The sequence below is a fragment of the Isoptericola sp. NPDC060257 genome (assembly GCF_042726645.1).
In the GTDB taxonomy this organism is placed as follows: domain Bacteria; phylum Actinomycetota; class Actinomycetes; order Actinomycetales; family Cellulomonadaceae; genus Isoptericola; species Isoptericola nanjingensis.
Window position 1 is genome coordinate 1 of record NZ_JBHXAW010000141.1, and the last position, 10968, is coordinate 10968.

A 10968-nucleotide genomic window follows, 5' to 3' on the forward strand; every position below is an offset into this window, starting at 1 on the left:
GCATGACCTCGACGACGACGCGTCCCACGGGTGCTCCTTGGATCGTGACCGGTAGCTGGCCGGGTGGTCCAGCGGCCGCCGCTCCGGGATCCCGGCACGGGCGGCGCCGCGGAGGCGCGCGCGTGGGGGCGGGAGCACGACGGCGGGATTCCGCGACGAGTCTACCGCCCGCGCGCTAGCCTTCTGACGCCGCGGGGCGCAGCCGGACGACGGCGCCGTCGATGCCGCGTCATCCACCATCGCACCGACCCCGAGGAAGCATGTCCGCACCCACCCCTCCGCCCTCCGGCGGCACGCCCGACCCGTACGCCACGCCCGACGCCGGCGCGACGCCACCGCCGGGCCACGCCCCGACCGAGCCGCCGGCGCCGTACGCCCAGCCCGGCTCGCCCGCCCCGGGATCGCCGTACGACCAGCAGGGCCCGTACGGCGGCCGGCCGACCCCGTACGCGCAGCCCGCGCCGTACGGCGCGCCGTCCCCGTACGGGCAGCCCGCGCCGGGGACGGACGGGCTCTCGATCGCCGCGCTGATCACCGGCATCCTCGGCATCAGCCCCGTCGCACTGGGCCTCGGCATCGCGGGGATGCGGCGCGCCCGGCGTACGGGACAGAGCGGCCGTGGCCTGGCGATCGCCGGCGTCGTGCTCGGCGCCCTCGGGATCCTCGGCTGGCTCCTGGTCGTCGGGCTGGTCGTCCTGGCGGCGACGAACGACGAGTTCCAGGAGGGGTTCAGCCAGGGCTTCGAGGAGTCGTACGCCGACCGCACCGGGGCGAACCTGAACCTGGGCGACTGCTTCGAGCTGCCGGACGACGCCACCGACCTCACCGGCGTCGTCGCGGTCGACTGCACGACGCCGCACGGGGCGGAGCTGGTGGGCGTCGACGAGCTGACGGACGCCGAGTACCCGGGCGAGGACTCCGTCGTCGCCACCACCGAGGACTTCTGCTTCGAGGAGTTCGCCGACTACGTCGGCACGGGTTACGACGCGTCCGCCCTCGACATGATGTACCTCTACCCCACCGAGGCGTCGTGGACGTTCGGCGACCGGCGCCTCATGTGCTGGGCGCAGAACCCGGACGGCTCGCCGCTGGAGGCCAGCGTCCAGGGCTCCGGCCTCTGACGGTCGAGCGGACCGGGTCGAGCGGACCCGCGGGGGCGCCTCAGCGCAGGGGCGCCCCCGTCAGCCGCTCGTACGCCTCGAGGTAGCGGTCGCGGGTGCGCTCGACGACCTCGGGCGGCAGCACGGGCGGCGGCACGTCCGACGCGCGGTCCCAGCCGGAGGCGGGGGACGTCAGCCAGTCGCGCACGATCTGCTTGTCGAAGCTCGGCTGGGAGCGGCCCGGCTCCCACTCGTCGGCGGGCCAGAACCGCGACGAGTCGGGCGTGAGCACCTCGTCGCCGAGCACGGTCTCCCCGGTGGCCGGGTCGAGGCCGAACTCCAGCTTGGTGTCCGCAAGGATCACGCCGCGCTCGCGCGCGATCTCCTCGGCGCGGGCGTAGACGGCGAGCGTGAGGTCCCGCAGGCGCGTGGCGGCGTCGTCGCCGATCCGGCGCGCCACCTCCTCGAACGGCACGTTCTCGTCGTGCTCCCCCACCTCGGCCTTGGTGGCGGGGGTGAAGATCGGCTCCGGCAGGCGCGAGCCGTCGACCAGGCCTCCCGGCAGCGGGATGCCCGTGACCTCGCCGGACGCGCGGTACTCGGCCAGGCCGGAGCCGGTGAGGTAGCCGCGCGCGACGCACTCGACGGGGAACATCTCGAGCCGGCGGCAGATCATCGCGCGGCCGGCGACGACGTCGGGCACGAGGCCGTCGCCCGGCTCGGCGCTCGCCTCGGTGGACACGACGTGGTTGTCCACGACGTCCGCGAGCTGCTCGAACCACCACAGGCTGAGCTGCGTGAGCACCACGCCCTTGTCCGGGATGCCGGGGGTGAGCACGTGGTCGTGCGCCGAGAGGCGGTCGGAGGCGACCACGAGGACGACGTCGCCCAGCGGGTGCACGCCGCCCAGGGCCGGCAGGTCCGGCTCGTACAGGTCGCGGACCTTGCCGGAGTAGACGTGACGCCACCCCGGCAGGTCGAGCGGTCCCCCGGCGAAGGCGTCGTTCTGGTCGGCACCGGGCTGGTCGACATCGTGCGTCTCGGTCACGACGCTCAGTCTCGCATCCGGCGTCGGGCCGGGCCGCACGCGTCCGCGGTCCCGCCGCGCGGAGTTCATCGGGCCCCCTACCGGACAGCCCCGTCCGTTCACCGTCCGTTCGCCGGCGGCGTCCACCGTGCAGCCCATGAGACTCCGCACCCGGCACACCGCCGCCCTGCTCGTCGCGGCCCTCGTCGCCGCTCCCGCCGCCGCGTCCGTCGCGGCCCCGCGCCCGCCCCACGCGGCGGCCGGGCACCCGTCCGCCCCCCAGCACGGCGCCGCCATGGGGCGCATCCCCTTCACCGCGGCGACGGTGACGGCCCACGACGACGGCTCGTTCACCGTCACCTGGTCGGCGCCGCGCGGAGCCGGCGACGTGCGCCTCTACACGGGCACCGACCGGGACCGCATCGACACCCGCCACGTCGTGGCGCGCGGCGGGTCCTCCGGGACGGTGACGGTCACCGACCTGTCCGACGCCGACCGCCGCTGGTTCCGGCTCGTCCCCGACCGCGGCGCGGGCCTGACGATCGCCGACCGCCTGGTGCGGCTCGACGGCACGGTGAACCTCCGCGACCTGGGCGGCTACCGCACCACCGACGGCGACTGGGTCGCCATGGGCGAGGCCTACCGGTCCGACGCCCTCGACCGGCTGAGCGAGGCGGACCTCGACGCCCTCGAGGGGCTCGACGTGCGCACCGTCGTCGACCTGCGCACGGGGTCGGAGCGCGCCACTGCACCCGACCGCGTGCCCGACGGCGCCCGGTACGAGGTGGCTGACGTGCTCGGCGGCGGCACCGCGACGATCCCGGACCTGTCGTCACCCGCCGCCGCCGCGCAGATGATGGTCGACGGGGAGCGCTCCATGGTCTCCAGCGACACGGGCCGGGCCGCGTACGCGACGTTGTTCGACGCGGTCGCGGACGACGGCGCGGTGCTGTTCCACTGCACCGCGGGCAAGGACCGCACGGGCTGGGCGGCGGCCGCCCTGCTCACCACGGCGGGCGTGCCGCGCGACGTCGTCGAGGACGACTACCTGCTGAGCAACGACTACCGCGCCGAGGCGAACGCCGCCGCGCTCGCGTCGATGCCCGCCGAGCAGGCCGCGATCTACCGGCCGCTGCTCGACGTGCGGCCGGAGTACCTGGCCGCCGGGTTCGACGAGGTGCACGACGAGTACCGCTCGTTCGACCGGTACCTCCGCCAGGGCCTCGGCCTCAGCGCTCGCGAGGCGCGCGACGTGCGGGACGAGCTGCTCGTCGGCTGACCGGCCGACCCACCACACCCCTCCGATCTGTTCGGCAGGGCGCGGATCTCTTCGGCATGGGTCGGTGCCGAAGAGATCCACCTCCTGCCGAACAGACCAGCGTCAGGGGACGGCGACCTCGCCCCGCTCGGCCTTCAGCGCGATGTCGCTGCGGTGGTGGGAGCCGTCCAGCGCGATCTTCTCGACCCCGGCGTAGGACGCCGCCCGCGCGGCCGCGAGGTCCGCGCCCCGGCCGACGACGGACAGCACGCGCCCCCCGGCGGACACCAGCGCGCCGTCGACGACGGCGGTGCCGGCGTGCAGCACGTGCACGTCGTCCAGCGCCTCGGCGTCGGCGATGCCGGAGATCGGGTCGCCCTTGCGCGGCGACTCGGGGTAGCCCTGGGAGGCGACGACGACGTTCACCACGGCGTCGTCCGACCAGCGCAGCGGCTCGACGCCGTCGAGGCGGCCGGTGGCGGCGGCGAGCAGCACGCCCGACAGCGGGGTGCGCAGCCGCGCGAGCACGGCCTGGATCTCCGGGTCGCCGAAGCGGGCGTTGAATTCCACCACGCGGGTGCCGCGCGAGGTCAGCGCCAGCCCCACGTAGAGGACGCCGGAGAACGGGGTGCCCCGGCGGGCCATCTCGTCCACGGTGGGCTGCGCGATCCGGTCCACCACCTCGGCCACGAGGCCGGACGGCACCCAGTCGAGCGGCGTGTACGCGCCCATGCCGCCCGTGTTGGGGCCGGCGTCGTCGTCGCCCACCCGCTTGAAGTCCTGCGCGGGCACCATCGGCACGACGGTGGCGCCGTCGCACAGGCAGAACAGCGAGACCTCGGGGCCGTCGAGGTACTCCTCGATCACGACGCGGCCGTCGTCGCCGCGCGCGTCGAGCGCCTCGCGGGCGTGCGCGAGGGCGGCGTCGCGGTCGGACGTCACGACGACGCCCTTGCCGGCGGCGAGCCCGTCGTCCTTGACGACGTAGGGGGCGCCGAAGGCGTCGAGCGCGTCGGCGACCTGCTCGACGGTGGTGCACACGTGCGCCATCGCGGTCGGCACGTTCGCGGCGGCCATGACGTCCTTCGCGAACGCCTTCGACCCCTCGAGCCGGGCCGCCTCGGCCGACGGCCCGAAGACGGGGATCCCGGCCTCGCGGACCGCGTCGGCCACCCCGGCGACGAGGGGAGCCTCGGGCCCGACGACGACCAGGTCGACGCCGAGCGTCCGGGCGAGGGCGGCGACCGCTCGGCCGTCGTTCGCGTCCACCGGGTGCAGCGCGGCCTGCGCGGCCATGCCGGGGTTGCCCGGCGCGGCGTGCAGCTCGTGCGCGGGCTCCTCCGACGCGAGGGCGTGGACGATGGCGTGCTCGCGGGCGCCGGTCCCGACGACAAGGATCTTCACGGGCGACCATGCTAACGACCCTCGCGTCGGGGGTGCCGTGGCGTCCGCGGACGCCGTGCCCGCGAGCCGCGCCGGGCCGCTCAGGGCTGCGGCAGGCGGGCCATCCCGTAGACGCGGTCGACGCGCAGTCGCAGCACCTGGCGACGGTCTGCCACCATCGCCTGCCGGAACTCCTCCCAGTCGGGGTGCTCCTGCCGGGCGGCCACGCGGAACGTCTCGACGAGCTCGTCGGCGGCGGCGTCGTGGGCGTCGGTCGCCACGTCGCTCAGCTCCGCCGTGCCGTCGAGGACGGCGTAGCTCCAGAAGTCCGGGGCGCTCACGTGCAGCGAGACGCGCGGGTCGCGCGCGGCGTTACGGGTCTTGGCGCGGTCCGCGGTCACGGACACGCGCGCCGTCCGCGTCTCCTCGTCCCACGCGTAGAGCACGTTGGACAGCTGGGGGCGGCCCGCGCGCCGCAGGGTCGTGAGGACCCCCTTGTTCCCGTCCGCCACCAGGGCGAGCAGGGCGCGCTGGTCATCCGTCTCGGCCGTTCCCGAAGTCGTCATGCCGGGACAACCGACCAGGTCAGGCCGTTGTTCCCCCGGGCACGGTGGCGTCCTGCCCCGACCGGGCGAGCGCCTCCGCGACGAAGCCGCCGGCGGTCAGCTCGGCGACGGCGTCGCGCAGCCACGCGACCGCGGCAGGGTCGCGGTCGCGGCCGGTGGCGACGGCCTGCCGGATCTCGGTGAACCGCGGCTCGACCACGCGCAGCCCCGGGTGCTCGGCGACGTACCGGGTCAGCGGCTGCCGGATGCCGGCCGCCACCTCCAGGCCGTGCTCCTCGAAGGCGGCGGTGCCGTCGGCGCCGCGCACCACCTCCGCGTGCCGGAGCGTGCGCGTGAGGTACAGGTCGTACGCCGAGCCCTGCTTCACCCCGACGCGCACGCCCGGTCGGTCGACGTCCTCGGCCGCGCGGACGGGCGAGCCCTCCGGCACGGCGAACACGCCCTCGATCAGCACGTACGGCGCGGTGAACGCGACCTGCTCGGCGCGCTCCGGCTCCACGGCGAGGAAGCCGATGTCGGCCCGGCCGTCGGCGACCGCCGCGAACGAGTGCCGCGCCGCGTCGACGCACTCCAGCACGCCCTCGACGCCGAGGCGCCGGGCCAGCTCGCGGGCGAGGTCGACGGTCACCCCGGACGGGTGCCGGCGCGTGCCCTGCGCCAGCACCGGGTTGCCGAGGTTGACCACCGCGCGCAGCACACCCGTGGGGGCGAGCGCGTCGACGACGTCGGCGGGAACCAGCCCGGCGCCGCCCATGTCAGCGGGCGTGGATCAGGTCGTGCACCGGGATGATCTCGTCACGCCGCGGGCCGACGCCCACCGCGGAGATGCGGCAGCCGGACAGCTCCTCGAGCCGGGCGAGGTACGCCTGCGCGTTGGCCGGCAGGTCCTCGATGGTGCGGGCGTGCGAGATGTCCTCCCACCAGCCCGGCATCTCCTCGTAGATCGGCTTCGCGTGGTGGAACGCGGACTGGTCGTCGGGCATCTCGTCGTAGCGGGTGCCGTCCACGTCGTAGGCGACGCAGACCGGCACCTTCTCCAGGCCCGTGAGCACGTCCAGCTTCGTCACCACGAGGTCGGTGAGGCCGTTGATGCGCGACGCGTAACGCGCGATGACGGAGTCGTACCAGCCGCAGCGGCGCGCGCGGCCGGTCGTGACGCCGTACTCGCCGCCGGTCTTGAGCAGGTACTCGCCCATGTCGTCGAACAGCTCGGTGGGGAACGGGCCCTCGCCGACGCGCGTGGTGTACGCCTTGATGACGCCGATGACGGAGTCCACGCGGGTGGGCCCGATGCCCGAGCCGGTCACCGCGCCGCCGGCGGTCGCGCTCGACGACGTGACGAACGGGTACGTGCCGTGGTCGATGTCGAGCATGGTGGCCTGACCGGCCTCGAACAGCACGTTCTTGCCGGCGTCGAGCGCCTGGTTGAGCACCAGCGGCGTGTTCGCGACCATCGGCTGCAGCCGCTCGGCGTGCGCCAGCAGCTCGTCGACGGTCTCGTCGATGTCGACGGCGCGGCGGTTGTAGACCTTCACCAGCAGGTGGTTCTTCTGGTCGAGGGAGCCCTCGACCTTCTCCCGCAGGATCTTGGGGTCGAACAGGTCGGCGATGCGGATGCCGACGCGGTTGATCTTGTCGGCGTACGCCGGCCCGATGCCCCGGCCCGTGGTGCCGATGCGGCGCTTGCCCAGGAAGCGCTCGGTGACCTTGTCGAGCGTGCGGTGGTAGCCGGCGATGACGTGCGCCTGGCTCGAGACCAGCAGGCGGGAGACGTCCACACCCCGCGCGATGAGGTCGTCCAGCTCCTCGAACAGCACGTCGATGTCGACCACCACGCCGTTGCCGATGACGGGGACGACGCCGGGCGACAGGATGCCGGAGGGCAGCAGGTGCAGGGCGTACTTCTCGTCGCCGATGACGACGGTGTGACCCGCGTTGTTGCCGCCGTTGAACTTCACGACGTAGTCGACCCGGGACCCGAGCAGGTCCGTGGCCTTCCCCTTGCCCTCATCGCCCCACTGGGCACCGACGAGCACCACGGCTGGCATGAAATCTCCTCGCGTCGACGAGGCCCGGCGTGTTCACCCACGTCACCTGAGGAGGCGGGCCTCCTGGTCCGGGCCGGGCCCGAGTTTACCCGCCCGTGACCTGCCCGTCGGTCCGGCGCGCTCAGCCCGCCGGGTGGTGCGTCGCGGGGGTGGACGGCGCGGGCGCCGACTCGCAGCGGTGGTCGCGGTCGATGCGGAACAGGTCGAGGGCCCCGCACACCTCCAGCACGAACAGGTCGCGCTCGTCCGCGCCCCGCAGCACCGTGGCGCCGCCGCGCTTGCGCCCGGCGTCCGCGAGGGAGATGAGGAAGGCGGCCCCGGTCGAGTCCATGAACGTGACGCGGCACATGTCGATCACCAGCAGCTGGCGCCGCAGCCCGACCACCCGGGTGGCGATCTCCGGGAACTGGTCACGTTCCGCGAGGTCGAGGTCACCGGCGATCACGAGCGTCGTCGTCGTCGAAGACGTCGCGATCTCGATCATGGAGCGAGCGTACCCGCGACCGGCCCTGCGCGGCGCCCGAGGCGTCGATCTGTGGAGCGGGCGGGGGTCGGGCCAGAATGGGCGCCATGAACTCCCCTGTGGACGACCTGCTCGCCGGACCGCCCCCGACCCGCCTGCCCGACGATCACCCCCAGGTGCGCGACGGCCTGGACGCCGGGGAGGACCCGGCACGCCTGGCCGCCGACCACCCCTCGTCGTCGCTCGCCTGGGCCGTGCTCGCCGAGGCCGCGCTGGACGCCGCGGGCGACGAGCCCACCGCGGCCCGGTCCGTGACGGCGTACGCGTACGCGCGCACCGGCTACCACCGCGGCCTCGACGCCCTGCGTCGCGCGGGCTGGCGCGGCCAGGGCCCGATCCCCGTCGACCACGAGCCCAACCAGGGGTTCCTGCGCGCGCTCGCCGCGCTGTCCGCGGCGGCCGCGCAGATCGGCGAGGCCGACGAGGCGGAGCGCTGCGCGCAGTTCCTGCGCGACTCCGGCACCTCGCCGGAGGAGGTCCGCGCGCTCGTGGGTTGAGCTGTCGAGACCCGCGCGTGGTCTCGACAGGCTCGACCGACGGACGCGGTCAGCCGGGCGCGACGGCGTTCGCGTGCAGCTTGGCCCACACGAGCTTGCCGGAGCCGGCGGGCCGCCAGCCCCAGTCGGCGAGCCGCTCGACGATCTGCATCCCGAACCCGCCCACGCGGTTGGGGTGGCCGTCCGTGGTGACGGGCGGCGCGGGGTTGGAGTCCTCCACCTCGATCCGCAGCCCGTCGCCGGTGTCGAAGAGGCGCAGCGCGATGTTGCCCCAGCCGTGCAGCACGCCGTTGGCGACGAGCTCGGAGACGACCAGCTCCGCCGACGCGGACTCCGGCAGGCCCCAGGCCTGGCAGGTGCGCAGCACGGCGTGCCGGGCCCGGCCGATGGACGCCGGCTCGCTGGGCAGCAGCCACCGCCGCGACCTCGGGCTGAGCGGCTGGACCTGCGCGTCGGCGACCGGGTCGGGCACGCGCACGACGACGAGCGCGACGTCGTCCTCGGGCGCGTCGGCGAGCCGGGACAGCAGCTCCTCCCCCACCCCGGCGGCGTCGCGGGCGGTGATGCGTCCCGACGTCTCGACGAGGGCGTCGAGCCCGACCTTGAGCGACCGGTCGCGGCGCTCGATGAGCCCGTCCGTGTAGAAGAGGAGCACGTCGCCGCGGCGCAGCTCGGTCTGCCCGGTGGTGCGGGGCCTGGACCCGAACCCGATGAGCGACCCGGCCCCGCCCGCCAGCTGGGTCACCTTGCCGTCGCGCAGCAGCAGGGGCGGCAGGTGGCCGGCGCGCGTGTACTGCACGGTCCACGCGTCGCCGTCCTGCTGGTGCTTGAGCGTGGCGTAGACCATCGACGCCGACCGCGGGATGCGCATCCCCGTGACGAGCTGGTCCACCCGGTCCACGACGATCCCGGGCGTGGCGAGCTCGAACGCGTACGACCGCACCACGGACCGCAGCTGCCCCATGGCCGCCGCGGCCTCGACGTCGTGCCCGACGACGTCGCCGACCACGAGCCCGACGGTGCCCTCGTTGATCTGCAGCACGTCGTACCAGTCGCCGCCCACCTGGGCGTGCTCGGCGTTGGGCGCGTAGTAGGTCCACACGTCGAGCCCGGACACGTCGGCCTGCTCGGGCAGCATGGCGCGCTGCAGCGCCTCGGCGAGCCGGTGCTCGCGCGCGTACAGGCGCGCGTTGTCGATGGCGGTGCCGGCCCGGCGCGCCACCACCTCGATCACGGTGTGCACGTGCTGCGGCTCGCCCGGACCGGGCCGGACCTCCTCGGTGACGGTGCCGTCGGGCGCCACCCCCACGCCGTGCCAGGTGGCCAGGAGCCCCAGCACGCGCCGGCGCCCGGCCACCGCGTGCACGACGACGGCGCGCGGCAGCGCCCCGGTCTCCTCCACCACGCGCCGCAGCAGGTCGCGGCGCAGCCAGCCGGACGCCGAGTGGGCCGGGAAGCCCGCCCCCAGGCGGAGCATCACCGGTCCCTCGACGACTCCCTCGAGCAGGTCCTGCACCTCGTCCCGCACCGGCTCGCGGGCGTCGCCGTCGGCGGGCGGGTCCGGCCGCTCCCCGGAGGCGTCGTCGGGCAGCTCGGGCACGTACCGGGCGTGCCGGCGACCGCGACCGCTCGGCGGCGACGCGACGTCCACGCCGTCGGCGAAGACGAGCCCGTCGTCGTTGACGTAGAAGCCGGCCCAGGGGACGAGCGCGCGCAGCAGGTCGGCGATGTCGCGCAGCGCGTACGGGTACTCGAGGTCGCCGAGCAGCTCCGTGGTCTGGGCGATGAGGTCGAGGTCCGCGCGCTCGCGACGCTCCACCTCGAGGGAGGCGAGCTGGTTGGCCTGCCGCTCGACGTGCGTCGACACGTCCGTGGCCGTGCCGAACCAGTGCTCCACCGGCCCCCCGTCGCCCGGCACCGGCGACATCGTGACCTGCCACCAGGTGGCGCGGCCGTCCGTGAGCCGCCCGCTCACCATGCGCGTGGTGGGCAGCCCGGCACGGAGGTCGCCCTGGCTGCGCTCGCGCTCCGCGTCGTCGTCCACGAGCTCCAGGAGCGGGTGCTTGCCCAGGACGGCGAGGTCGTTGACGCCGATCCCGGACTCCCGCGCGAAGGCGTCGTTGATCCACAGGACGGGCATCCCGTCCTCCCAGGCGCCGGTGACGAACGCGGGGATGACGGCGGCCGCGATCGCCCCGTCGAGAAATCCGTCCGGAAGGGGCGGCACAGGACCGGATGATTCGGTCATAATGCCTCCACTGCCGAGATTCCCCGCCCTGGTTGGTGTTCTTGCTGGTCATTCAACCGTAGATTGGTGTCCGCCGAGACTCGAGGTGAACGCCCCGCGCGTGGAAGGAGCACCGTGCACGACGGATCGAACACGACCCCACGTGATCTGCGGCGTGCGGACGTGAAGGAGGCAGACGCGGTGCCTGAGCTGGGAGACCCCGCGAGCGTGCACGTCATCGTGGGCGCGTCGCGCGCCCGTGTCGTGCTGTCCGGCGAGATCGACGCCGACATCGGAGCCGAGCTGGGCGAGGCCATCTCCGATGCCGAGGGCTCCGGC

10 protein-coding genes are annotated in these 10968 nt (G+C 74.6%); 3 read left to right on the forward strand and 7 right to left on the reverse strand.

What is annotated here, in order from left to right; genetic code table 11:
- The first annotated feature begins 260 nt into the window (after nucleotides 1-260).
- Nucleotides 261-1121: a DUF4190 domain-containing protein gene (locus tag ACFWEK_RS12700; protein WP_430546381.1), complete on the forward strand. Its 861-nt coding sequence runs from the start codon at nucleotides 261-263 to the stop codon at nucleotides 1119-1121.
- 40 nt (nucleotides 1122-1161) lie between these two features.
- Here ACFWEK_RS12700 and ACFWEK_RS12705 read toward each other — a convergent pair whose 3' ends face one another.
- The gene (locus ACFWEK_RS12705) at nucleotides 1162-2148 is read right to left on the reverse strand and encodes a phosphoribosylaminoimidazolesuccinocarboxamide synthase (RefSeq protein WP_430546382.1); all 987 of its coding nucleotides are present in this window, start codon (nucleotides 2146-2148) and stop codon (nucleotides 1162-1164) included.
- 136 nt (nucleotides 2149-2284) lie between these two features.
- On the opposite strand from ACFWEK_RS12705, the gene ACFWEK_RS12710 reads away from it, so the two are divergent.
- Nucleotides 2285-3406: a tyrosine-protein phosphatase gene (locus tag ACFWEK_RS12710; protein ID WP_430554283.1), complete on the forward strand. Its 1122-nt coding sequence runs from the start codon at nucleotides 2285-2287 to the stop codon at nucleotides 3404-3406.
- Between the two features lie 102 nt (nucleotides 3407-3508).
- On the opposite strand, the gene purD is transcribed toward ACFWEK_RS12710, so the two are convergent.
- From purD to ACFWEK_RS12735, 5 genes are all read right to left on the reverse strand, one after another.
- Nucleotides 3509-4789, reverse strand: coding sequence for a phosphoribosylamine--glycine ligase (gene purD / locus ACFWEK_RS12715; protein WP_430554284.1), 1281 nt, complete (start codon nucleotides 4787-4789; stop codon nucleotides 3509-3511).
- Nucleotides 4790-4869: 80 nt separating this feature from the next.
- Nucleotides 4870-5334: a PPOX class F420-dependent oxidoreductase gene (locus tag ACFWEK_RS12720; RefSeq protein WP_430546385.1), complete on the reverse strand. Its 465-nt coding sequence runs from the start codon at nucleotides 5332-5334 to the stop codon at nucleotides 4870-4872.
- Between the two features lie 19 nt (nucleotides 5335-5353).
- Nucleotides 5354-6088, reverse strand: a complete 735-nt coding sequence (locus ACFWEK_RS12725; protein ID WP_430554285.1) for a transporter substrate-binding domain-containing protein — start codon at nucleotides 6086-6088, stop codon at nucleotides 5354-5356.
- Between the two features lies 1 nt (nucleotide 6089).
- Complete coding sequence (locus ACFWEK_RS12730; RefSeq protein WP_430546387.1) at nucleotides 6090-7382, reverse strand: adenylosuccinate synthase; 1293 nt, start codon at nucleotides 7380-7382, stop codon at nucleotides 6090-6092.
- 121 nt (nucleotides 7383-7503) lie between these two features.
- Complete coding sequence (locus tag ACFWEK_RS12735) at nucleotides 7504-7866, reverse strand: STAS domain-containing protein (RefSeq protein ID WP_429735554.1); 363 nt, start codon at nucleotides 7864-7866, stop codon at nucleotides 7504-7506.
- A 77-nt stretch (nucleotides 7867-7943) separates the two neighbouring features.
- On the opposite strand from ACFWEK_RS12735, the gene ACFWEK_RS12740 reads away from it, so the two are divergent.
- Nucleotides 7944-8402, forward strand: a complete 459-nt coding sequence (locus ACFWEK_RS12740) for a DUF3151 domain-containing protein (RefSeq protein ID WP_430554286.1) — start codon at nucleotides 7944-7946, stop codon at nucleotides 8400-8402.
- Nucleotides 8403-8451: 49 nt separating this feature from the next.
- Here the strand turns inward: ACFWEK_RS12740 and ACFWEK_RS12745 are convergent, their stop codons facing one another.
- Nucleotides 8452-10629 (reverse strand): SpoIIE family protein phosphatase, encoded by a 2178-nt coding sequence (locus ACFWEK_RS12745; RefSeq protein WP_430554287.1) that lies wholly within the window; start codon nucleotides 10627-10629, stop codon nucleotides 8452-8454.
- Nucleotides 10630-10968 lie beyond the last annotated feature (339 nt).

What these genes read in the sequence shown, in the direction of transcription:
- ACFWEK_RS12700 (WP_430546381.1), top strand. Translation starts at nt 261, where the DNA reads ATGTCCGCACCCACCCCTCCGCCCTCCGGCGGCACGCCCGACCCGTAC.
- ACFWEK_RS12710 (WP_430554283.1), top strand. Translation starts at nt 2,285, where the DNA reads ATGAGACTCCGCACCCGGCACACCGCCGCCCTGCTCGTCGCGGCCCTC.
- ACFWEK_RS12720 (WP_430546385.1), bottom strand. Translation starts at nt 5,334, where the DNA reads ATGACGACTTCGGGAACGGCCGAGACGGATGACCAGCGCGCCCTGCTC.
- ACFWEK_RS12725 (WP_430554285.1), bottom strand. Translation starts at nt 6,088, where the DNA reads ATGGGCGGCGCCGGGCTGGTTCCCGCCGACGTCGTCGACGCGCTCGCC.
- ACFWEK_RS12730 (WP_430546387.1), bottom strand. Translation starts at nt 7,382, where the DNA reads ATGCCAGCCGTGGTGCTCGTCGGTGCCCAGTGGGGCGATGAGGGCAAG.
- ACFWEK_RS12735 (WP_429735554.1), bottom strand. Translation starts at nt 7,866, where the DNA reads ATGATCGAGATCGCGACGTCTTCGACGACGACGACGCTCGTGATCGCC.
- ACFWEK_RS12740 (WP_430554286.1), top strand. Translation starts at nt 7,944, where the DNA reads ATGGGCGCCATGAACTCCCCTGTGGACGACCTGCTCGCCGGACCGCCC.